This window comes from Streptomyces sp. NPDC056835, from assembly GCF_042789485.1.
Lineage (GTDB): Bacteria > Actinomycetota > Actinomycetes > Streptomycetales > Streptomycetaceae > Streptomyces.
On sequence record NZ_JBHUBB010000008.1, the window covers coordinates 116,613 to 138,736 of the forward strand.

Sequence of the window (22,124 nt, forward strand, 5' to 3'; positions counted from 1 at the left end):
TCCCGGGTGTGGGGGGCGCCGCGCCCGCGCGGCCCCCCGGGGGGGGCCGGCCGCGCGGCTCTGCGGGGGGGCTGGGGCGGGCGGGCCCCCCCCCCCACCACCGGAAGGGGTGAATGCACGTAACTTTCCCGTACCAGTAGCGTTCTGTCGCGCTACGGAACGGACCGGCTACGCGAGGTCAGGCCACGGCCATGCCCTCGGCGGGCGCGGGAAGGGCCCCGCGGGCCGCGCGGCGGGCCGCGGCGAGCGCCGGGTCGAGCGCGGGTACGGCGGCGAGCAGTTGTCTTGTGTACGCCTGCGAGGGTGTCCCGTACACCTCGTCGACCGTGCCCTGTTCCACGATCCTGCCGTCGCGCATGACGGCGACCCGGTCGCTGACCTGTCGTACGACGGCGAGGTCGTGGGCGATGAAGACCAGCGCCAGGCCCAGCTCGCGCTGGAGTTCCGCCAGCAAGGCGGTGACCTGCGCCTGCGTGGTCACATCCAGCGCGGAGACGGGCTCGTCGCAGACGATGAGCCGCGGCTCGGCGGCCAGCGCCCGCGCGATGCCGACGCGCTGGCGCTGCCCCCCGCTGAACTCGTGCGGATACCGGTCGTACCGGTCGGGATCGAGCCCGACCCGCTCAAGCAGCTCCCGTACGCGCGCGACGAGCCGGCCCTCGTCGAGCACCCCGGCGGCCCGCAGCGGATCGGCCACGGACTCACCGACCGAACGGCGCGGATTGAGCGAGGAGACCGGATCCTGGAAGACCATCTGCAACTCACGCCGGTAGGGCCGCAGTTCCTTCTCGGACGCCGTCGAGATCTCCGTACCCCGGTAGCGCAGCCGCCCGGCCGACGGGTCGAGGAGCCGTACCAGCATCCGCCCCAGAGTGGTCTTGCCGCTGCCGCTCTCCCCGACGATCCCAAGGGTCTCGCCGGGATGGACGGTGAGCGAGACCCCGTCCACGGCGGTGACGGTCCGCCGTCCCCGTCTGAACTCCCGCCGCAGATCGACGGCTTCGAGCAGCGCCTCGCCCGTGGGCTTCGGGGCCGAAGCCGCCGCCCCCGTGCTCGGCGTGTCCACGCGTGGCACCGCCGCCAGCAGCGTGCGCGTATAGGTGTCCCGGGGGGCTCCCAGCACCTCGGCCACCGGCCCGCGCTCCACCTCCCCGCCGTGCCGCATCACCAGCACCTCGTCCACGCTCTCCGCCGCGACCCCCACGTCATGGGTGACCAGCAGCAGCCCCATGCCCGTCTCGCGGCGCAGATCATGGAGCAGATCGAGGATCTGGGCCTGGACGGTGACGTCCAGGGCGGTGGTCGGCTCGTCCGCGATCAGCAGCCGAGGCTCGCAGGCCAGCGCCATCGCGATCAGCGCGCGCTGGCGCATGCCGCCGCTGAACTCGTGCGGCCTGGCCCCGGCCCGGCGCGCCGCGTCCGGGATGCCCACCCGGTCAAGGACCTCGACGGCCCGCGCGCGGGCGGCCCGTCGGCTGGCGTCCGTATGGACCCGGTAGACCTCGGCGATCTGGTCGCCGACCGCGTAGTACGGGTCCAGGGAGGACAGCGGGTCCTGGAAGACCATCGCGGCCACCGCGCCGCGCAGCGCGCGCAGTTCACGGTCGGAGGCGGCGCCCACGTCCGTACCGCCGACCCGTACCGTCCCGCCGACGCGTGCGCCGGTCCCCCGGTGCAGACCGAGCAGCGCGCTCGCGACGGTGCTCTTGCCGCTGCCCGACTCGCCGACCAGTCCGATCGCCCGCCCTGCGTCGAGCTCGAACGAGAGCCCGTCCACGGCCCGTACGGTCCCGGCCTCCCCCGGCTCCCCGGTCGGGAAGTCGACGGTGAGGTCCTTCACGAGGATCAGTCGCTCCGTCGCGTTCGTCACAGGAGAGCCACCCTTCGGTCGGCCGCGGCATAGAGCAGATCGGCCACCACGTTCGCCAGGACGACGGCCGTGCCGGTCACCAGCACCACCCCCACCACCACCGGCACATCGACCACCCGTACCGCGTCGACCAGCGTCTTGCCGATACCGGGGATGCCGAAGAGGGTTTCGGTGAGCACCGCGCCGCCCACGACCGTGCCGAGGTCGTTCGCGTTGAGCGCGATGACGGGCGGTACGGCGCCGCGCAGCGCGTGCCGTCCGACCACCGCCCGTTCCCCGACGCCATAGGCGCGAAACGTGCGGATATGGTCCTCGGCCAGTGTTTCCAGCGTCGAACCGCGCGTCAGCCGCGCGTATTTGGCGCTTTCGAAGAGGCCCAGGGTGAGCCAGGGCAGCAGCAGGTTCCACGCCCACTGCTCGGGGTCCTGGGTGAGCGGTACGTACGAGGGGAACGGCAGCCAGCGCAGATACGCGCAGACCACCATCAGAAGCAGCAGGCCCAGGATGAAGACGGGCGTGCCGGTCCCGGCGAGGGTGAGCACGGTCAGCGCGCGCTCGGTGATCCCGCCGCGCCGCAGCGCGGAGAGCAGGCCGGTGCCGACCCCGATGACCAGCCAGATCACCATCGCGCCGAGCGCGAGGGAGAGCGTCGCGGGCACCCGCTCCAGGATCAGCTGGGTGACCTGCTGGTCGGTCTTGTACGAGAAGCCGAGGCAGGGCGCGTCGCAGTGCAGTACGGCCGTGCCGGTCGAGTAGTCCCGCCCGGCGAAGATCCCCTGGAGGAAGTGCCCGTACTGCGTGAACACCGAGGCGTCGAGGCCCAGCCGCTCCCGTACCTGCGTGACCTGCTGGGTGGAGCACCGTTCGCCGCAGGCGAGCCGGGCCGGGTCGCCCGGTACGAGATAGAAGAGCGCGTAGATGGCGACGGACAGCACGAGCAGGACGAGCAGCGCGCCTCCGAGGCGTTTGAGCAGATAGCGCGTCATGAGGCGGTTTCCTTGGGCGAGGCCGTTTCCTTGGGCGAGGCGAGCGAGGCCGTCTCCTTGAGCGAGGTGGCGGCGGCGCCGTCCGTGCGGGCGCGGCGCCCCGCGCGTGTCCCGACCCGCAGCCGGCTGGCCTCGCGCGGATCGAGCGCCGTACGCACCGCGTCGCCCAGCACGGTGAAGGCGAGCACCGTCACGAACAGCAGTCCGGCGGGGAGCAGTACGTACATCGGGTCCGCGCGGAACCAGGTCTGCGCGGTCGACAGCATCCGTCCCCAGGACGGCGTCGGCGGTTTGACCCCGACCCCGAGGAAGGACAGCGACGCCTCGATCACGATGTTCGACGGCAGCAGGATCGCCCCGTAGGTGATGACGGGCGCGGCGAGCGAGGGCAGCAGCTCGCGCCGCGCCACCCGCACCCGCCCGGAGCCGCCGAGCCGGGCGGCGGCCACGAAGTCGAGCTGCTTCAGGGTCAGTGTCTGCGCCCGTACGATCCGGGCGGTGCCGCCCCAGTAGAGCAGTCCGATGACCAGGATCAGCAGCAGCGGGCGCGGGAAGTCGGCGGGCACGACGGCCGTCAGGGCGATGGCGAGCACCAGCATCGGCAGCGCGACCACGATGTCCGTGACCCGGCTGAGGAAGGTGTCGAGCAGCCGGTTGCCGAGCCCGGCGGCGAGACCGATCGCGACCCCGATCAGCACCTGGACGACCGTGGCGCCGACGGCGACAAGCAGCGAGACCCGGGCCCCGTACAGCAGCCGTACGAACAGGTCCCGTCCGGTGCCGGGTTCGACCCCGAGCCAGTGGTCCCCGCTCACCCCGCCGAAGGAGCCGATCGGCACCCCGCCGCGCGCCGAGTCCACCAGAGCGTCGTGGTACGAGTTGGCGTCCTGGCCCTCGATCGCGGCGAGCAGGGGCGCGGCGAGCGCCAGCACCACGAGCAGGACGAGGACGCCCCCGGCCACCAGGGCCGAGGGGCGTCCACGCAGCCGCCGCCACACCTGCCGGGCGCCCGAGGCGCCCGCGGTAACGGCGGTGCTCACTTGACCGCGACCTGCGAGATGTCGAGAACGCCGGTCCAGTCGCTGATCACGATGTTCTTGACGTCCTTGCCGTACAGCCGCTTGTAGACCGGGTGGAAGAGCGGCACGTCGAGCGCCTGCTCACCGATCTTCTTGTCGAGGGCGCCCCAGCGCTCGGCCGCCGCGCTCAGATCGGTCAGCTTGTTGATCTCGTCGATCTCCTTGTTGACCGACGGGTCGTCGAGCTGCGCGTGGTTGAAGTTGGAGCCGTCCTTGACGATCTGCCGACCGTCGAAGATCGGCGCCAGGAACGGGCCGCCCGACGGCCAGTCCGCGCCCCAGCGGGAGAGGAAGAAGCCGGGCGAGTCCTTGACGCTCCAGCGCGCCTCGTTGAACGCGTTGGGTTCCAGGCCCTGGAGCTTGACGGTGATCCCGGCCTGCTTCAGCGCCTCCTGGACGGCGGTGGCGACCTCGGGGCTGGTCTCCCTGTTCTGCGCGGTGGAGTGGGTGAGGGAGATCGTCAGACCGTCCGCGTACCCGGCCTCCTTCAGCAGCTCCTTGGCCTTGGCCGGGTCGCCGGTCTTCCCGGCCGGGAAGTGGTCGTAGGGCGTGTAGCCGAAGGCCGGCTGTTCGGGGAGGAAGGTGGTCGCGGGCTTGGCGAGCGCGGAGCCGCCGGCCGCGTTGATGACGCTGGTGCGGTTGATGGCGTACGAGATCGCCTGGCGCACCTTGGGGTTGTCGAACGGCTTCACCTTCGGGTTGAAGGCGAGGTAGTTGGTGTAGCCGAAGTTTCCGGTGCCCACGCGCGCGGCGAGCGCCTTGTCGCTGCCGACCTGGGCCAGCTCGGCGGGCCCGAGGTTGGTGTCGGTGGTGATGGCGGCGGCGTCGGCGCCTGAGCTGGTGGAGAGCCGCTGGTTGATGACGGCGGCGTCGAGCCCGGCCCTCACATCGATCGTGTCGGGGTAGGCGTGGCGCTCCTCGTCGGTCTTCTCCGACCAGTGCGGGTTGCGCTCCAGGACGAGGCGCTGGCCGTCACCCTCGTTCTTGACGACCTTGTACGGGCCCGAGGAGACGGGGTGCTCCTCGTACGTGGCCCCGGTGTCCTTCGCCTTCGGCACGGGCGCGAACTGGGTCTGGGTGGCGACGAACGGGAAGTCGCCCTCGGGCTTGTTGAGCTTGAAGACGATGGTCCTGGCGTCGGGCGTCTCGATCGAGGCGAGGCCCTTCTTGTCCTTGTACGGGCCCTCGTAGTCGGCGCCGCCGATCAGCCAGTCACGCAGATAGGGGGCGCCGCCGGAGAGCTCGGCGGCGAAGGAGCGCTCGATGCCGTACTTGATGTCGGCGGTGGTGATGGGGGTGCCGTCCTCGAACTTCAGCCCCTCCTTGAGGGTGTACGTCCACTCGGTGGCGTCCGCGTTCGGGCGCCCGGTGTCGGTGGCGAGGTCGGGGACGACCTTGGTGCCTGCCGGGCCGTTCTCGCGGTCGCGGGTGGTGAGCGTACGGAAGACCAGCGAGGGGACGTTGCCGCCGCCGGAGGTGTAGAGCCTGGCCGGGTCGAAGTCGCTCTGCGCCTCGGTGTTGAGCACCGAGAGCGTGCCGCCCTTCTGGGGCTTGCCCTTGTCCGCGCCATCGGCCTTGGCATCGTTGTCCTGAGGACCCGCGCAGGCCCCGGCGCCCGCTGCCATGACCAGGCTGACGGCTGCCGCGGCCACGCGGCGGGATATGACGGACGGTTGACGCATCGGAAGGGGCCTCTCGGTGAGCTGCGCGGGCAGGGCGCAGACAGATCAGGACAAAGGGCTCTGAACGCCCTGGAGTCCGCGCAGGCGACAGCGACGGAGAGGAGAACGGGAGACCGGCACGGCACGCCTGCGTACGGAACACATACGCCCGGGCGCGGAGATGCGCGGCTGAAGAGAAGAAGGGCCGACGCGCGCTCGGGCAGGCGTCAGCGACAGTGAATGTCGGCCACGCACAGCGCGGTCACACCGATGAGCGTCAGCTCAATGGCGGTGTGGCCGGAAGCGGCGGCGTGGCGGGGCGACATGCCGAGAAATATGAACGACCCCGGGTTCGATGTCAACGAGGTGCCCGGCAGCCATGAGACGGTCGTCTCAACTACTGGGATAGACCCAGGGGTTCGGCTTGCACTTGATCCCTCCGATGTCCAGCGACTTGGTCTGCTGCTGCATCACCGGAGCGAGCGCCCCGGGCGTGTGGCAGCTCACATGGTTGTGGCCGAGCCGGTGTCCGACCTCGTGGTTGATCAGCATCTGCCGGTAGCCGAGCATCGCCTTGTCGCCGAAGGTCTCCGCGCCCCGCGCCCAGCGGAAGGCGTTGATCATGACGCGGTCGGTCGAGGCCGAGTCGCAGGACACATTGTCAATGGTCGTGTCCAGACCGGACTTGGCGCACCAGACGCCGGTGGTCCCCGGGCTCGCCAGCGTGATCACGAAGTCGGCCGTGCCGCTGGAGATCCGTTCGAAGGTCATGGCGCCGTTGTGGGCCCAGCTCCGGTCGTCGTTCAGGGTCTTCTGGACGGCTTCGGCGAAGAGCCCGCCGTCCAGTCCGAGCCCCTTCTCGACGTCCACGCGGTAGTGGAACTTCTGCCCCTTGCCGGGCGCCTTGGCGAGACCGGGGACGGCGGTGAACTCGCCCGAGGCCGTCAGCTTCGGATCGAGCGGGAACTGACGCGTCATCAGCTGCGCGTAGGTGGGGGCCGGGGTCGCCGCCCCGGCGGACCGCGTCGGGGTGGGCCGGCCCTCGGAGCGCGAGGTGTCATCGTCCTCTTCGGCGCGGCCGACGCCGTCGGCGGACCGTGCGTCGGTCGTTTCCGTACCGCCGCCGGTGACCTGCCCGGCCACGACGACCACGAGGACCGTGGTCACCGCCGCGGCGGCGATCCCGGTGAGCGTACGTCCCTTGGCGCCTCTGGCGGGCTCCGCCGGGGCCGGCTCCGTGTCGCCACCGTCGCGGGGGCCGTCGGCGCCGCCGTCCCGGTCACCGGTGGGGTGCGGGCCGGGCGCGACGTCCCCCGGGGCGGCGGTACGGGAGGCCGGGGCGCCGAAGGCGTCGAACGCGTCGTCGTCGAACGCCTCGATGAACTCACGTCGCGGTCCCGGGATGCGCGGAGCGGCGGGCGCCGGCGCCGCGGGCGCCGAAGTCCCGGGCGTGCGGGCCTGCTTGGGCGGGGCCGCGGCGCGCGGCGCGGAGTCGCGCGTATCGCCGTGGCGCTGCTCACCACCCCAGCCGCCGCCGGCCTCACGCTGCTCGGGGTGACCGCCGCGCACCTTCGGCACGCCGTGCGCGGGGGTGGCGTACGCCGGGCCGCCGTGCTGCTGTTCCGGTTCCGCGTCCCGGTCGTCCGCGGCGCGCCTGCGCCGTCCCTTGTCGGATCCGGTCCGCGCCGGGGCCGGTTCGCCCGCCGCGACCGGGGCCGTGGACCGCGCGCCCTGGGGTAGGGGGCCCTTGCGGCTGTGTCGTCCCACGCCCCGGATCAGCTCCTGTCGTAGTCATCGATGAGTTCCCGGCACGCCTGCGCGACCTGCCGTGGGTACTCCATCATGGCAACATGTCCGGCGTCGGGGAGGGTCAACAACCGGGAACCGCGGAAAGCGGCCGACGCCCTGCGGGCCATCCGGTACGAAACGAGCAGGTCCCGCCCACCGTAGACGAGCAGCGTCGGCGCCAGCACCCGCTCGGCCTGCCGCCACAGCCCATGTTGACCGCCCAGGGTGTACGCGTTGACGATACCGCGCGCCGAGTTGGTCATCGCGTCCCAGAAGTAGGGCAGTTGAAGCCGCCGCTCCATCTCCCGCACGGCGTGGCGCAGCTCCTCCTCCGTCACCGACGAGGGGTCGCCGTAGGTGACTCCCATCGCACCCCGGGTGCGCTGCTCCGGCGTCCAGTGCCGGGTGAGCCGGCCGAACAGCGGGGCGACACCGGGCAGCGCGAGCAACGCGGTCGGCAGCGCGGTGCGCTGGACCAGGATCTCCGGCAGCGCCGGCGAGACCAGCGTCAGGGTCCGCACCAGATCGGGTCTGGCCGCCGCGACACGGGTGGCGACGGCACCCCCGAGGGAGTTGCCGAAGAGATGTACGGGGCCGCGCCCTTCCGCGTCCAGCAGCCGGATCACCGCGCGGGCCTGGCCGTTGACCGAATAGTCGCCATTGTCCGGCGGCGGCGAGTCTCCGAAGCCGGGCAGATCGACGGCCTCGCCGTCGACGATGTCCTCCAGGAGCGGCATCAGCGCCGACCAGTTCTGCGAGGAGCCGCCGAGCCCGTGCACATACAGCGCGGGCGGGACGCCGGTACGGGACGCGGGCCGCGACCGTACGGTCAGCGTCAGTCCTGGCAGCGCGACGGAACGGAGCCGCTCCCCGTCCGCGACCCGTACGGGACTCACCTTCGGCGCCATGGCGGCGGCGACGGCTTCCGGCAGCTCGGTCGACGACATGCCGCAATGTTACGAGACGATCACGCCCCGGTCCGTGTGTTGGGGGTCACAGGCCGCATGGCGCCGTACATCCCCTGCTTCTAGGCTCTTAGGGAGAGAAAGGGGACGCCATGGCGGATGACCCCACGGATCCCGAGACCTTCGAGTCGAACGACGAGGAAGCCGAGCTGGACGAGGAAGTCCCCGAAGCCGACGCCGCCGAACAGCACAAGGACGTACGGCCCAGGGGCGACGAACCCCTGACGCGTAGCGACCCGGACTCGGCCGACGAGGCGGACGCGGCCGATCAGGCGCGGGCGGTCGGGTCCGACGAGGACGACGACTACCGTCCGTGACCGGGCGAGAAGGGTCGTGCCACAAAGCGCCGGACACGTCGGCCGGAGGCCACCGGACCCCAAAAAAACAGGTCCTCACCACGCACAGCCGGGTTACCCAAAAGTACGATGGCCAGGCGGCGCATCGCGCGCACGGAACGAATTTTTGGGAGGCGGCGTGACAGCCATAGAGCAGACAGAGGCGGCGCGCCCGCGAGGTACGCGCCTGCCGCGTCGCGCCCGACGCAATCAGCTGCTGGGCGCGGCTCAGGAAGTGTTCGTCGCACAGGGCTATCACGCGGCCGCGATGGACGACATCGCCGAGCGGGCCGGCGTCAGCAAGCCCGTCCTGTACCAGCACTTCCCCGGAAAGCTGGAGCTGTATCTCGCCCTGCTCGACCAGCACTGCGAGAGCCTGCTCCAGGCGGTCCGTACGGCGCTCGCGTCCACGACCGACAACAAGCTGCGCGTCGAGGCCACGATGGACGCGTACTTCGCCTATGTCGAGGACGAGGGCGGCGCCTTCCGCCTGGTCTTCGAGTCGGATCTGACGAACGAGCCCGCGGTGCGCGAGCGCGTGGACCGGGTCGCGCTCCAGTGCGCGGAGGCCATCTCCGACGTGATCGCCGAGGACACCGGGCTCTCCAAGGAGGAGTCCATGCTGCTGGCCGTGGGGCTCGGCGGCGTCTCCCAGGTGGTGGCCCGCTACTGGCTCTCCAGCGAGTCCGCGATCCCCCGCGAGCAGGCGGTCCAGCTCCTCACCTCGCTGGCCTGGCGCGGGATCGCCGGCTTCCCGCTGCACGGCAGCGAGCAGCACTGAACGGCCGGTGTTCGCTGCGGGCGTTCCCCGCGGCGTCTTCCGGATGGTCACTCCGGGCTAATGTGTGCTGCGTACCGCGCGGCTGGCCGCGCAACGCAGACCGTTCGGAGGGACATAGCCGTGGAGGTCAAGATCGGCGTGCAGCACACGCCCCGCGAGATCGTTCTGGAGAGCGGGCAGACCGCCCAGGAGGTCGAGCGCGCCGTCGCCGACGCGCTGGCCGGCAAGGCGCGGCTGCTCAGTCTCACGGACGACAAGGGGCGCAAGGTGCTCGTACCGGCCGAGCGGATCGCGTACGTGGAGATCGGTGAGCCGGCCACACGACGCGTCGGATTCGGCGCTCTGTAGTCCGCTCTGCGGTCACTGTCGTCACTGTCGTGACTGACATCCGGGAATGGCCCGGCGGGACACCCCCGCCGGGCCATTCCCCTGTCGGTCAGCGCGAGTTCCGCTGTGCGCGTAGCCACCCTCTCCGGGGGCCGATGGGGGTTGCGTCCCATGCGCTCCGGGTAGTGACGTGCTGGGCCCAAAGCCCTGACCACATGTCACTCCCGGCGTCGTGAGGTGATCAGCAGTGATCTGGGAAGTTCTCGGATCGGTCCTGCTCGGACTCGGTCTTTCCTGGGCCGCCGCCAGCCGGCTGTCCCACCGGCTCCCGGCTCACCGGACGGTGTTCACGGCCGGCCCGGTCGGCGCGCTCTTCGGCGCCTATGTGACACACATGGCGCTCGGCGCCGGCCATGTTCCCGCGACGCTCGCCGGTGCCCTGCTGGTGGGGGCGGTGCTGCTGTCGCTGCTGCTCCGCCCCACGCGCCGGGCGCTGCGGCGCCCCCAGATCTCCTCCTGACCGTTCTCCGTCCCGGTAGGCCCGCCCGCCCCCGGCGGGCCGCCCGCTCAGGCGGCCAGACCGAGAGCGGCCATCCGCTTGGTGTGCGCCTCGGTGATCCGGGAGAACATCCGGCCGACCTCCGCGAGATCGAAGCCGGCCGCCACCCCGCCCACGAGCATCGTGGAGAGCGCGTCGCGCTCGGCCACGACCCGCTGCGCCTGCGAAAGCGCCTCGCCCATCAGGCGCCGCGCCCAGAGCGCCAGGCGCCCGCCGACCCGCGGCTCCGCCTCGATCGCTGCGCGGACCTTCTCCACGGCGAAGTTGCCGTGTCCCGTGTCGTCCAGCACGGCGAGCACCAGCGCGCGCGTGTCGGTGTCCAGCCGCGCGGCCACCTCACGGTAGAAGTCGCTGGCGATCGAGTCGCCCACGTACGCCTTGACAAGGCCCTCCAGCCAGTCCGAGGGCGCGGTCAGCCGGTGGAAGTCGTCGAGCGCCTTCGCGAACGGCTCCATCGCGCCGGTCGGCTCGGCGTCGATCGCCCGCAGCCGGTCGTTCAACCGCTCGAAGTGGTGGAATTCGGCGGCGGCCATTTTCGCCAGGGCGGCCTTGTCGGCGAGGGTCGGCGCGAGCTTGGCGTCCTCGGCGAGCCGCTCGAAGGCCGCCAGCTCCCCATAGGCGAGCGCTCCCAGCAGATCCACGACCGCGGCGCGGTACTGCGGCTCGGCGGAGGCCGTGTCCCAGTCCTGGGCGGCGATCCCGGTGGGTTCCTCGGCTGCGGGTGCGGGCGTGGTGGCGTTGTCGGGCGTCTCCATGGACCGCACAATAGCCCGCTCTTCGCGCCGCGTAAGTGCCTGGTCAGACACCGTGGCCACACCGTTCCGACTAATTCGCCCAACACACATGCGCGATTCCGGGGTACAGTGGTAATGCGCCTGCCGACTTTTCGGCGGGCGATCGCAGTGTTAGACAGTGTTTGAACGAGGGTAGTCCCTCGTACAGGCCCCATGAGGATGCCCGGTCGGTGGCCCGATCGGCTCCGACCCGACCGCCCTCCACGCGGATCGTACGCACAGCAGCGTACGGCCGCAGATGAGGGGCCCCCTCAGCGGTTCGAGCGCTCGAGCGACGGCAGTGGTCCCGCGCCATCCGGCCAATCCACGGCCGGCCGAGTACCCAGGTGCGGTACGACCCCCAGCGTTCGCCTCGCGCCGCGTCTCACAGAAGAGGCAGCACCCTGACTACGACTTTCCGAGACCTCGGAATCCTCCCCGAGACAGCCGAAGCGCTAGAAGCCGTCGGCATCCTGTCTCCGTTCCCCATCCAAGAGATGACGCTCCCCGTCGCGCTTTCCGGCAAGGACGTCATCGGACAGGCCAAGACCGGCACGGGCAAGACGCTCGGCTTCGGTCTGCCGCTCCTGGAGCGCGTCACGGTCCCCGCGGACGTCGAGTCCGGCCGGGCCGTGCCCGAGAAGCTTACGAACGCCCCGCAGGCGCTCGTCGTCGTGCCCACCCGCGAGCTGTGCACGCAGGTCACCAACGACCTGCTGACGGCCGGCAAGGTGCGTAACGTCCGGGTCCTGGCGATCTACGGCGGCCGTGCCTACGAGCCGCAGGTCGAGGCCCTGAAGAAGGGCGTCGATGTGATTGTCGGCACCCCGGGCCGGCTGCTCGACCTGGCGGGCCAGAAGAAGCTCGATCTCTCCCATGTGCGCGCGCTCGTCCTGGACGAGGCCGACGAGATGCTCGACCTGGGCTTCCTGCCCGACGTCGAGAAGATCATCCAGCTGCTGCCGCCCAAGCGGCAGACGATGCTGTTCTCCGCGACGATGCCGGGCGCGGTCATCGGCCTCGCCCGCCGTTACATGTCGCAGCCCACACACATCAGCGCCACGTCGCCGGACGACGAGGGCGCGACCGTCGCCAACACGACGCAGCGCGTCTACCGCGCCCACTCCATGGACAAGCCGGAGATGGTCGCCCGCATCCTCCAGTCCGAGGGCCGCGGCCTGGCGATGATCTTCTGCCGTACGAAGCGCACGGCCGCCGACATCGCCGACCAGCTCGCCCAGCGCGGCTTCGCCTCCGGCGCGGTCCATGGCGACCTGGGCCAGGGCGCCCGCGAGCAGGCGCTGCGCGCCTTCCGCAACGGCAAGGTCGATGTGCTCGTCTGCACCGATGTCGCCGCGCGCGGCATCGACGTCGAGGGCGTGACCCATGTCATCAACTACCAGTCGCCGGAGGAGGAGAAGACCTACCTCCACCGCATCGGCCGCACGGGCCGGGCGGGCGCGTCCGGTACCGCCGTCACGCTCGTCGACTGGGACGACATCCCGCGCTGGCAGCTGATCAACAAGGCGCTGGACCTCGGCTTCCCGGACCCGCCGGAGACGTACTCCACGTCTCCGCACCTGTTCGAGGAGCTGAACATCCCCGCCGGGACCAAGGGCGTCCTGCCGCGCGCGGAGCGTACGCGCGCCGGTCTGTCTGCGGAGCAGGTCGAGGACCTCGGCGAGACGGGCGGCCGCGGCCGTAAGTCCGCCGCCCCCGCCGCGGCGGTACGGGAAGAGCGCCCGGCCCGTACGCGCGCGCCGCGCCAGCGCCGCCGCACCCGTGGCGGGACCCCGCTGGACGCGGCCGGTACGGCGGCCGAGCCGCGGTCCGCGGTCGCCGTCGCCGAGCCGCAGTTCCAGACCGCCGTGCCGATGGACGTGCCCGAGCGCGTGGAGCGGGCCGCCGAGCCGCGTACCCCGCGTCGTCGCCGGCGTACCCGCGCCGGAGCCGGCTCAGGGACCGGGACACCGGCCGTGGAGAGCGCGGCCACGGTCACGGCCCCGGACGCCGCGGCGGAGCCGGTCCTCGCGGACCCGGTCGTTTCCAAGCCGGTCTTCTCCGACCCGGTCGTTTCGGAGCCCGCCGTGTCGGAGCCTGTCGTTTCCGAGCCTGTCGTTTCCGAGCCGGAGGCGGAGCCCGTGGCCAAGCCGCGCCGCCGTCGCGCCCGGGCCGCCAGGCCCGCGGCCGACCCGGTCGCGACGGTCGGGGCCGCCGCGGTGACGGAGCCGGTCGACGCCCCCGAGGCGCCGGTCGCCGAGACCAAGCCGCGTCGCCGTACCCGCGTCGCCAAGTCGGTGGCCGAGGCCGCGGAGTCGGCGGTGGTGGAGTCGGCGGACGTCAAGGCCGAGGCCCCCGTCGCGGAGACCAAACCCCGTCGCCGTACCCGCGTCGCCAAGCCGGCCGTCGAGGCCGTCGAGGCCGCCGCGACCGCGGAGACGGCCGAAGCGGAGGCGGAGGCCCTGCCCAAGCCGCGCCGCCGCCGTACGCGTACGACAGCGGCGAAGACCGAGAGCTGACGTACGCGCGCACCACAGCCGGATGGCCCGACGCCCCCAGACGGGGGGTGCCGGGCCATCGGCTTTCCGGGACCTCCCACCCCTGTTAGGGGCAGGACAGGGCCTAATCTCTTCGCATGAGTCGGCCGCCCACGTTCGTCCCGCCCTCCTGTGCCCGCGCCCGTACGCTCGCGACCCGCCGCGGCCCCTTCGCCACGCTCGACGCGCGGCCGGCCGGGGAGCCGCGCGGCACCGCGCTGATGCTTCCCGGGTTCACCGGGAGCAAGGAAGACTTCATCGCGCTGCTCGATCCCCTTACGGCGGCCGGCTACCGGGTCGTCTGCGTGGACGGGCGCGGCCAGTACGAGACCGACGGCCCGGACACCGAGGACGGCTACGCGCAGAGCGAGCTGGCCGCCGACGTACTGGCGCAGGCGGAGGCGATCGGCTCGCCCGTGCATCTGCTCGGGCACTCGCTCGGCGGTCTGATCGCCCGTGCCGCCGTACTGCTCGACCCCGGCCCGTTCGTCACGCTGACGCTGCTGTCCTCCGGGCCCGCGCGGGTCGCCCCGGTCCAGCGGGAGCGTGCCGAACTGCTGAGCGGGGCGCTCAGGGCCATGACGATGGGGCAGGTCTGGGAGATCATGCGCTCGATGGATCCCCCGGAGGAGACCGCGATCGACGGGGAGGATCTGCGCAGGCGCTGGCTCCTCACCCGGCCCGCCCAGCTGATCGCCACCGGCCGGCAGCTGAGCGTGGAGCCGGACAGGGTGGACGAGCTGGCCGCCGTACAGCCGCTGCCCAAGCATGTGGTGTCCGGCGAACGGGACGACACCTGGCCGGTGCCGCTGCTGGACGAGATGGCGCGGCGGCTCGGCGCGCGCAGGACGGTCATCGAGGGCGCCCAGCACTCACCCAACACCGACCGGCCGCTGGAGACCGCCGCAGCGCTCAGGGACTTCTGGGACACCCGCGGCTGACCGCCGCCATGGGCACCGGGCCCTCAGTATTGCGCCTGCAAGTGCTGCCAGAATCCGTCCCGCAGCGACCGCCGCAGCATCGCATGGCCCCGTAGCGACCGCTGGAGCAGCTTCTCCGCCTCGATCAGCAGATCCTGGTCCACCGGGCCGGGCAGATACGGATGGCCCGGCAGGAGCTCGGACATGGCTTCCCGGCCGCGCTCCGCCAGCCATGTCGCGGCGATCTGCGCGCCGATGAACCGCACCTGGTCGCGGGAGGGCGGCGGCTCGCCCTCGTGCTCGTACGTGGTGACCGGGCGGCGGGTGACATACGGCTTGCAGAAGTCCAGGTCGAAGGTGCGCTGGCTGTCGACCTCCCACAGCAGCGGCTCGGCCTGATTGCGCCCCTCGCCGGCCTCGATGCCCCAGAGGTGCACGCGCGCGCCGTACCCCTGGGCGGCCTCGACGGCCGAGACCAGGTCCTCGTCGCCGCCGACCAGCGCCGCGTCACTGATGGCGCGGTGCCTGGCGAGCGATTCGAGATCCGTACGGATCAGCGAGTCGACGCCCTTCTGCTGGTTGTTGGCGTTGAGGTTGCCGAGCCTGACCTTGACGTCGGGCAGTTCGGCGATGGACTGCTGCTCCGAGGTGTGGATCCGGCGTCTGGCGCCGTCGTACCAGTACACGCGGAGCAGTCTGCTGTCCGCGAAGATGATCCGGGCCTTGTCGATGAAGGCCTCGATGAGCCCTTCGGCGTCCAGATCGAAGGCGCGCCGGTCCTCGGTACCCGCCACAAGCAACCCGGCCGCAGCATAGACGTAACCGGCGTCGACGAAGATGGCATGTGTGGACGGAGTCTTGGCGACCTCGGCGAGCATCCGCTGGAGCAGCTGGTTGGTGCGCTCCAGACGGGCGCCGATGTCGGCGATCTCTGGGTTGATCTCTGCCTCGCTCATACACCGTTCATTCTCTGCGGACGCGAGCGTACCCGCCAGAAGTTAGCCACCCGAAAATTTTCCTTAGCGTAGGGAATGTTTGCAGAGGGCAAGCCGTTGTACCCCGATGTAACTGACGACGGCTCCACCCGTCACCCATAGTTCTCCAGCAGGAGGATCAGACGAAGGGAGAAGCCTTGCGCTTCGAAATCATGCGACTCGACGATGTTGACGGCTCCGCTGTCGACAGCACCGTTGTGGACGCCGCCTCCGTCAATCGGATCGTGCAGCAGGCCGCCGCGATGGGCCAGCGCATCTATATCCGCCCGGCCGAATCCTCGGCCTCGTAACCCCGTATCCCTTCGCGACGCGCACGACAGCGGCCGACCGCGAACCGACGAAGCGCCCCTGTACGGATCACTCGTACGGGGGCGCTGCCCATGTCAGGCGCTCTGGATCACCTGGGTGACGCCGTTGATGATCTGCTGAACGGCAATGGCCGAAAGCATCATCCCCGCCAGCCGGGTCACCAGCACCACTCCCCCGTCCTTGATGACCCGGATGATCAGCAGGGAGTAGCGCATCGTCAGCCAGAGCACGACATGCATCGCTACGATCGCCGCCCAGACCGAGATCCGCGCCGGGGCGCCGTCGGCGTGCTGTACGGCGAGGATGACGGACACGATCGCGCCGGGTCCGGCGAGCAGCGGCATGCCCAGCGGTACGAGCGCCACATTGACGTCCTTCGTCTGCTGGGGCTCGTCGGTCTTCCCGGTCAGCAGGTCCAGCGCGATGAGCAGCAGGAGCAGCCCGCCGGCGATCATCAGCGCAGGTACGGAGACATGCAGATAGTCCAGGATCTGCTGGCCCAGCAGCCCGAAGACGGCGATCACACCGAAGGCGACGGCCACCGCCTGCCAGGCCATGGCGCGCTGGACCTTGGCGGGCCGGCCGGAGGTGAGGGCGAGGAAGATCGGGGTGATCCCGGGAGGGTCCATGATCACGAAGAGCGTGAGAAAGAGGGAGCCGAAGACGGCGAAGTCGAACACAGTGAGGGCCTTGCGGGACGTAGAGACGAGGGAACGGGGAGCGGAAACGGGAACGGGAACGGACGCGACGGCATGAGGAGGCGGTACGGCTACGGCGGCGGTACGGCTGGACTTACGCGCGTCCGCCCGCGCCGGGCACCGGGAAGGCGCCGGAGGCCCGCCGGGTGATCTCGCCGTAGATCTCCGGGTCGGTGGTACAGGCGCCGAGTTCAACGAACTTGCGGCTGCCGTGGTAGTCGCTGGATCCGGTGGTCAGCAGGCCCAGTTCGGCGGCCAGTTCGCGCAGCCGGGCCCGGGTCGGGGCGTCGTGGTCCATGTGGTCGACCTCGATGCCGTCGAGACCGGCGGCGGAGAGCCGGGCGATGGCGGACTCGGGCACGACCCGGCCCCGCTCGACGGCCTGCGGATGCGCGAACACGGTGACCCCGCCGGCCGCCTTGACCAGACGGATCGCCTCGAAGGGATCGAGTTCGTGCTTCTCGGCGTACGCGCGTCCGCCGTCCGCGAGCCAGTCCGGGGTGAAGGCGTCGGAGACGGTCGCGACGACGCCGAGTTCCACCAGGGCGGTGGCGATGTGCGGGCGGCCGAGGGAGGCGTCGCCCGCGATGCGCGCCACCTGCTCCCAGGTGATCGGGACGCCCAGCTCCTGGAGCTTGCGGACCATCGTCCGCGCGCGCGGGACGCGGTCGTCCCGTACCAGCTCCCGCTCGCTCAGCAGCTCCGGCTCGTCCGGGTCGAAGAGATACGCCAGCAGATGCAGGCTGACGCCGTCGAGCCGGCAGGAGAGCTCCGCGCCGGTGACGAGGGTGAGGTCCCGGTCGAGATCCGGGAGCGCGGCGATCGCCTCGGCGTGGCCGCGGGTGGTGTCGTGGTCGGTCAGCGCGACGACGTCGAGCCCGCCGGCGGCAGCGTTGCGCACCAGCTCGGCCGGGGTGTCCGTACCGTCCGAGGCCGTGGAGTGGGTGTGCAGATCGATGCGCACGACGCGTCACTCCGGAGGTTCGGGGCGGACAGGGGGACGCTCAAGAATAACGGGCCGAGCGGCCTCAGGAGACCGGTCCGTCAGGAGAGCAGCCGGGGCGACAGGGCCCCGCAGGGCAGCAGCTCCATCTCGGCACCCACGTCCCGCAGATCGGTCAGCACCACCTCGTCGTAGAGCAACAGCCCCGACTGCTCGGGCCAGACGATGGCCCACAGCCACAGCCCGAGCGCCTCGCCCGCGAAGACCGCGCGGTCCTCCGGGGCGTCGGCGACATGCCAGAGCGGCGTGGGCCTCCCGGCCGCGAGCAGCTTCGTCTGGGGTGGCTTGGCGACGCATATGGCGGGGCCCGGGTCCGGACCGTCGATGCCCGCGTAGCGCGCGCCGAGCCCCACGCCCAGCTCCTCGGCGACGAGCAGCAGCTCGCCCATACCGCCGAGCGGCCCCGGTCCTGAGCAGGCGACGGCGGTGGCGCGTCCGCCGCTGCGGTCGTCGCCCGCGTACGCCACGCCGGTGAAGAGCCAGCCGACGGGCAGCGGCCAGGGCATCCACACCGGCACCCGGGCGCGGTGCACCACGACACTCAGGGCCTCGACACTGGGCGGTATCACGGGCTGCAGCGGGTGCACGGTGCCATGTACATCGCACTGCCAGGAGTCGGCGAAGAGGCCGGGCGCCCTGACTCGGCCACCGCACTTCGGGCAACTGGGTTCGCCCCTCATAGCGCCCCACGCTCCTCCGTGGCCGACGCCGAGTCAAGGACGATCACTCGTCCGGTCAGAGTCCGGACACAGAGAAATAGACGCAGCTGACACTCGCCAGCGGGCCCATACTCACTGCGTGCATATTGCAATGATCTGGCTGGAGCGTCGAGGCCTCGCCTCACGCGCGGATGAGGATCCGTTCGACGCTCAGTCCAGGGGCACGGAGGCGCGCAGCGGGTCGCGCAGGTCCGTGCCCCGCGCGAGCCAGCGCTCCTCAAGCTCCCGCGCGCCCCTGACCCGCTTCCACGCCGCCTCATTGGGCGTCATCGGCAACAGCGGCAGAAACCGCACGGGCTCCAGCGGGGCGTCCAGCTCCAGATCAGCCACCAGCCCGCCCGGCTCACCGACCAGTACGGAGCTGAAGGGCGCCCCCGGCCACAGCGGCTCGCCGAGGTCGAGCGAGCTGCCCGGCGCCACGACCAAGCCCTCGACCTGCGGAGAAGCGGCCAGCACAGCCAGCGGGCGGAGCACCTGATCGGTGTCGGCGAGCCCGGCGCGCACGGACAGGACGAGCTCGGCCCGCGGCCCCTTCACGGGGTCGGCGAGCAGCGCCGACGGGTCCGCCATCGGCTGCGCCGACATCCCGAGCGTGGCGTACCGCACCACCCCGGAACCGCCCTGGGAGTCCAGGAACCGCAGCACCTCGAAGCGGTCCGTCCCGAGAAACGTCACCGCGGCGCGCGCGTCCGGCTCGCCCAGCGCCGTACGGAGCCGGGCCTCGACCCGGTCAAGAATTTCTCCCATCCGGCGAGCATAGATCGCGTAAGGATTGGGCAAGCAACGAAGTTGGGCCTCAGTCTGCTGATAGTCTTGGCCGCTGGTCGGGTCAGCACACGCGGAAGCGTTGGTCTCTGGTCCCGACGACACGTCATCCCCCACGGGGGACCGGCTGGAGGAGGTGGGGCTGCGGTGGATCGAAGTCACCCGGCCAGTACCAGCCGCTCTTCCGTACGGACCTCCTGTCCGGTGATCTGACGCCCCCGTCCCCCGGGCCCACGGCATCTCGCACGACGGAAGAGCACGTCTCTCAGTACCTGAGCAGTACCTGAGTTCTCTCTGCCTGTCTGTAGCGAACGCCGTCACCGCGACCCGCGGTGCCGCCCGCTTTGCGGACGTACGTACGCATCACGTCCCCATTCCGGGCTGTGCCACGCCTCGCCGACGGCCTCTCCGTGAAGGAGCCCGCCATGTCGATGATCCGTGACCTGCGCGAAGCGGTCCGTCCGTCCCTGCGCAAGACCAAGACCGCGTACAGCAAGTACGACACGTACGACGCCACCCGTGACCCCTCCGCGTCGAGCGCGGTGGTCGACTGCGCGGTCTACCGCGACGGCCGACGGGTCACCGAGAACCCCTGTGTCACCCCGCACGAGGCGATGCTGCGGGTGCGCGAGGGCGGCGGCTTCGCCTGGATCGGCCTGCACGAGCCGACCGAGGAGGAATTCGCCGGTATCGCGGCCGAGTTCGGGCTGCACCCGCTGGCGGTGGAGGACGCGGTGCACGCGCACCAGCGGCCCAAGCTGGAGCGGTACGACGACACCCTGTTCACCGTCTTCAAGACCATCCACTACGTCGAGCACGCCGAGCTGACCGCGACCAGCGAGGTGGTCGACACCGGCGAGGTCATGTGCTTCACCGGCCGGGACTTCGTGATCACCGTCCGGCACGGCGGCCAGGGCTCGCTGCGCGCGCTGCGCCACCGGCTGGAGAGCGACGCCGAGCTCCTTACCAAAGGGCCCTCGGCCGTACTGCACTCCATCGCCGACCATGTCGTCGACGGCTACGTCGCGGTGGCGGCGGCCGTCCAGGACGACATCGACGAGGTCGAGATCGATGTGTTCTCGGCGCCGGCGAAGGGCAGCCCGCGCGGCTCGGACGCCGGGCGGATCTACCAGCTCAAGCGAGAGGTGCTGGAGTTCAAGCGGGCCGTGTCCCCGCTGCTGCGGCCGATGGAGCTGCTGAGCGAGCGGCCGATGCGGCTGGTCGACCCGGACATCCAGAAGTACTTCCGCGACGTCGCCGACCATCTGGCCCGGGTGCACGAGCAGGTCATCGGCTTCGACGAGCTGCTGAACTCGATCCTCCAGGCGAATCTGGCGCAGGCGACGGTCGCGCAGAACGAGGACATGCGCAAGATCACGTCCTGGGCGGCGATCATCGCCGTACCGACGGCCGTGTGCGGTGTCTACGGCATGAACTTCGACCACATGCCGGAGCTGGGGTGGAAGTACGGCTATCCCATGGTGCTCACCGCGATCGCCATCATCTGTGTGACGATCCACCGCACCCTCAAGCGGAACGGCTGGCTCTAGAGACCGTCCGGGCCTTGGCCCTGTCTGACACCGTCCGGCCGCCGTCCCGGCGGCTGGATAGGCTGCGGGCATGACAGAACCAGACCCCGTGCACGGCCTCGGGCCCGGCCTCGGGCCCGATCTCGGCCAGGTCCTCGTCGAGGAGGCCACCAAGAAGTCCGGCCTCATCTGGGTGCGCGGCTCGGGCCCCGACCGCGCGCTGTGGCACGTATGGCACGAGGGCGCGGCGCTGCTGGTCGGGGACGGCCCCGGGGAGCAGCCGCTGCCGGGGCTCGCGGACGGCTCCGCCGCCGAGGTGACCGTACGCAGCAAGGACAAGGGCGGCCGGCTCGTCGCCTGGACGGCGGCCGTCGCGGAGCTGGCACCGCACTCGGAGGGCTGGGAGACGGCCGTCGCCGAGCTCAAGGGCAAGCGGCTGAACGCGCCCGACGCCGAGGTGATGACGGAGCGCTGGGCGCGCGAGTGCCGGGTGCTGCGGCTGACGCCCCGGGCCGCGATCACCGACCTGCCCGACTCCTCGCTGGCGGCGGTGCCGCTGCCGACCGCTGCGACGACCCGCCGGCCGCTGCCCGCCTCGCTCGGACGGCTCCTGCTCAAGCGCCACAAGGGCAAGGACGGGGACAGGACCTAGTCGCTGGTGGCCGGGAGCCGGCTGCCGTAGTCAAGGGTCTCGCCCTTGGCCGGCGCCGCCAGTTCGAAATCGCGGCCCCAGTCGGCGAGCGAGAGCGTCCCCGCGCCGCCCGCGCGCACCAGTTGCAGCGGGTACGGCGTGCCCGCCAGCGAGACGTCCAGCGTCCCGCCGTCGCCCTCGCTGCCGTTGATCTTGATGGTCTGCACGCCGCCGATACGGTCGCGGGCGCCCTTGTTCAGCTTGCCGTGCAGCGTCAGTATCCCGGCGAGCAGCACCTTCATGTCCGTGAAGCCGCTCAGCTGCTTGTACGAGGGGTCGTCCTTCGGGACCTTCACATACTTGTCCTGGAGCTTGTCCGCGGCCTCGCTGTCCGAACCGCTCGGCTTGGTGGTCTCCTTGCCGTCATCGCCGCCCGCGTGGCTCCAGAAACCGGCGTCCGCCTTCAGGAAGAGCGCGTCCTCGACGCGCAGCAGCTGGAAGGTGCTGTTCTTCGAGGTGACGGTGCCGGTCCCGCCGTTCGTCTTGAGCCGCATATTGAGCTTGTAGGTCTCTCCCTGGGTGACCAGCGAGCCGGAGAGCCTGACCGAGCCCGCGGCGTTCGCCGCCGTCCGTGCCTTTCTCTCGATCTCGGTGGCGGAGAGCTTGCCGACCCCGTTCGTACCCTTGTCCGGATCCTCACCGCATGCCGTGAGAACCGCGGCCAGCCCCACGCAGAACGCGACGGGAAGAGCGACCCTGCGGGCACGGCCGGACGACAGGAAAACGGTCACAGACGCACTGCCTCTCAAACGCGGCTGGGGGTTGGCAGACCGCAGCGTACCCGGGCCGGAGACACGTCTCGACAGTGAGCCGCACAGTCGCCGCGGGAAGGCC

General features: G+C 71.1%; 23 protein-coding genes. 9 read left to right on the plus strand and 14 right to left on the minus strand.

Annotated elements, in window-relative coordinates; translation table 11 throughout:
* Positions 1-178: 178 nt before the first annotated feature.
* The 7 genes from ACFRMN_RS11430 to ACFRMN_RS11460 all read right to left on the minus strand — a co-directional run bounded on the left by ACFRMN_RS11430 (position 179) and on the right by ACFRMN_RS11460 (position 8,331).
* Entirely contained in the window at positions 179-1,870 is a 1,692-nt protein-coding gene (locus tag ACFRMN_RS11430) for a dipeptide ABC transporter ATP-binding protein (protein ID WP_383016831.1), read from the minus strand.
* Entirely contained in the window at positions 1,867-2,856 is a 990-nt protein-coding gene (locus ACFRMN_RS11435; protein ID WP_383016834.1) for an ABC transporter permease, read from the minus strand. The genes ACFRMN_RS11430 and ACFRMN_RS11435 overlap by 4 nt, the downstream gene beginning before the upstream one ends.
* Positions 2,853-3,896: an ABC transporter permease gene (locus ACFRMN_RS11440; protein WP_383016837.1), complete on the minus strand. Its 1,044-nt coding sequence runs from the start codon at positions 3,894-3,896 to the stop codon at positions 2,853-2,855. Before ACFRMN_RS11440 ends, ACFRMN_RS11435 begins: the two co-directional genes overlap by 4 nt.
* The gene (locus ACFRMN_RS11445) at positions 3,893-5,617 is read right to left on the minus strand and encodes an ABC transporter substrate-binding protein (protein WP_383016840.1); all 1,725 of its coding nucleotides are present in this window, start codon (positions 5,615-5,617) and stop codon (positions 3,893-3,895) included. Before ACFRMN_RS11445 ends, ACFRMN_RS11440 begins: the two co-directional genes overlap by 4 nt.
* A 206-nt stretch (positions 5,618-5,823) precedes the next feature.
* A complete protein-coding gene (locus ACFRMN_RS11450; RefSeq protein WP_326610489.1) occupies positions 5,824-5,922 on the minus strand; it encodes an Ms4533A family Cys-rich leader peptide in 99 nt (32 codons plus the stop codon).
* 67 nt (positions 5,923-5,989) lie between these two features.
* Entirely contained in the window at positions 5,990-7,363 is a 1,374-nt protein-coding gene (locus tag ACFRMN_RS11455; RefSeq protein ID WP_383016843.1) for a DUF3152 domain-containing protein, read from the minus strand.
* Positions 7,364-7,371: 8 nt separating this feature from the next.
* Positions 7,372-8,331 (minus strand): alpha/beta fold hydrolase, encoded by a 960-nt coding sequence (locus tag ACFRMN_RS11460; protein ID WP_383016846.1) that lies wholly within the window; start codon positions 8,329-8,331, stop codon positions 7,372-7,374.
* 110 nt (positions 8,332-8,441) lie between these two features.
* Between ACFRMN_RS11460 and ACFRMN_RS11465 the strand changes: the two genes are divergently transcribed.
* The 4 genes from ACFRMN_RS11465 (at position 8,442) to ACFRMN_RS11480 (ending at position 10,312) form a co-directional block, all read left to right on the plus strand.
* A complete protein-coding gene (locus ACFRMN_RS11465; RefSeq protein ID WP_383016849.1) occupies positions 8,442-8,666 on the plus strand; it encodes a hypothetical protein in 225 nt (74 codons plus the stop codon).
* A 157-nt stretch (positions 8,667-8,823) separates the two neighbouring features.
* Complete coding sequence (locus tag ACFRMN_RS11470) at positions 8,824-9,465, plus strand: TetR/AcrR family transcriptional regulator (RefSeq protein ID WP_383016852.1); 642 nt, start codon at positions 8,824-8,826, stop codon at positions 9,463-9,465.
* Between the two features lie 120 nt (positions 9,466-9,585).
* Positions 9,586-9,813, plus strand: coding sequence for a DUF3107 domain-containing protein (locus tag ACFRMN_RS11475; protein WP_383016854.1), 228 nt, complete (start codon positions 9,586-9,588; stop codon positions 9,811-9,813).
* Between the two features lie 226 nt (positions 9,814-10,039).
* Positions 10,040-10,312, plus strand: coding sequence for a hypothetical protein (locus ACFRMN_RS11480; protein WP_383016857.1), 273 nt, complete (start codon positions 10,040-10,042; stop codon positions 10,310-10,312).
* A gap of 47 nt (positions 10,313-10,359) precedes the next feature.
* Here the strand turns inward: ACFRMN_RS11480 and ACFRMN_RS11485 are convergent, their stop codons facing one another.
* A complete protein-coding gene (locus ACFRMN_RS11485; protein ID WP_383016860.1) occupies positions 10,360-11,106 on the minus strand; it encodes a ferritin-like fold-containing protein in 747 nt (248 codons plus the stop codon).
* Between the two features lie 515 nt (positions 11,107-11,621).
* Here ACFRMN_RS11485 and ACFRMN_RS11490 point away from each other — a divergent pair.
* Positions 11,622-13,643 carry a DEAD/DEAH box helicase gene (locus ACFRMN_RS11490; RefSeq protein WP_383016863.1) on the plus strand — a complete coding sequence of 674 codons (2,022 nt, stop codon included), beginning with the start codon at positions 11,622-11,624 and terminating at the stop codon, positions 13,641-13,643.
* 116 nt (positions 13,644-13,759) lie between these two features.
* Positions 13,760-14,602 carry an alpha/beta fold hydrolase gene (locus ACFRMN_RS11495; protein WP_383016866.1) on the plus strand — a complete coding sequence of 281 codons (843 nt, stop codon included), beginning with the start codon at positions 13,760-13,762 and terminating at the stop codon, positions 14,600-14,602.
* A gap of 23 nt (positions 14,603-14,625) precedes the next feature.
* On the opposite strand, the gene ACFRMN_RS11500 is transcribed toward ACFRMN_RS11495, so the two are convergent.
* Complete coding sequence (locus ACFRMN_RS11500; RefSeq protein ID WP_383016869.1) at positions 14,626-15,537, minus strand: NYN domain-containing protein; 912 nt, start codon at positions 15,535-15,537, stop codon at positions 14,626-14,628.
* A gap of 176 nt (positions 15,538-15,713) precedes the next feature.
* On the opposite strand from ACFRMN_RS11500, the gene ACFRMN_RS11505 reads away from it, so the two are divergent.
* Positions 15,714-15,866: a hypothetical protein gene (locus ACFRMN_RS11505; protein ID WP_165840668.1), complete on the plus strand. Its 153-nt coding sequence runs from the start codon at positions 15,714-15,716 to the stop codon at positions 15,864-15,866.
* A gap of 93 nt (positions 15,867-15,959) precedes the next feature.
* Here the strand turns inward: ACFRMN_RS11505 and ACFRMN_RS11510 are convergent, their stop codons facing one another.
* From ACFRMN_RS11510 to ACFRMN_RS11525, 4 genes are all read right to left on the minus strand, one after another.
* Entirely contained in the window at positions 15,960-16,565 is a 606-nt protein-coding gene (locus ACFRMN_RS11510) for a MarC family protein (RefSeq protein WP_383016872.1), read from the minus strand.
* 112 nt (positions 16,566-16,677) lie between these two features.
* Positions 16,678-17,547 carry a PHP domain-containing protein gene (locus ACFRMN_RS11515; protein ID WP_383016875.1) on the minus strand — a complete coding sequence of 290 codons (870 nt, stop codon included), beginning with the start codon at positions 17,545-17,547 and terminating at the stop codon, positions 16,678-16,680.
* 80 nt (positions 17,548-17,627) lie between these two features.
* Positions 17,628-18,266 carry a DUF6758 family protein gene (locus tag ACFRMN_RS11520; protein WP_383016878.1) on the minus strand — a complete coding sequence of 213 codons (639 nt, stop codon included), beginning with the start codon at positions 18,264-18,266 and terminating at the stop codon, positions 17,628-17,630.
* 189 nt (positions 18,267-18,455) lie between these two features.
* On the minus strand, positions 18,456-19,052 hold the full coding sequence (locus ACFRMN_RS11525; RefSeq protein ID WP_383016881.1) for a suppressor of fused domain protein: 597 nt from the start codon (positions 19,050-19,052) through the stop codon (positions 18,456-18,458).
* A gap of 443 nt (positions 19,053-19,495) precedes the next feature.
* Between ACFRMN_RS11525 and ACFRMN_RS11530 the strand changes: the two genes are divergently transcribed.
* Together ACFRMN_RS11530 and ACFRMN_RS11535 are read left to right on the plus strand one after the other, a co-directional pair.
* Complete coding sequence (locus tag ACFRMN_RS11530) at positions 19,496-20,620, plus strand: magnesium and cobalt transport protein CorA (protein ID WP_383016884.1); 1,125 nt, start codon at positions 19,496-19,498, stop codon at positions 20,618-20,620.
* Positions 20,621-20,690: 70 nt separating this feature from the next.
* The gene (locus ACFRMN_RS11535; RefSeq protein ID WP_383016887.1) at positions 20,691-21,251 is read left to right on the plus strand and encodes a hypothetical protein; all 561 of its coding nucleotides are present in this window, start codon (positions 20,691-20,693) and stop codon (positions 21,249-21,251) included.
* Here ACFRMN_RS11535 and ACFRMN_RS11540 read toward each other — a convergent pair.
* On the minus strand, positions 21,248-22,021 hold the full coding sequence (locus ACFRMN_RS11540) for a hypothetical protein (RefSeq protein WP_383016890.1): 774 nt from the start codon (positions 22,019-22,021) through the stop codon (positions 21,248-21,250). The genes ACFRMN_RS11535 and ACFRMN_RS11540 overlap by 4 nt on opposite strands.
* Between the last annotated feature and the right edge of the window lie 103 nt (positions 22,022-22,124).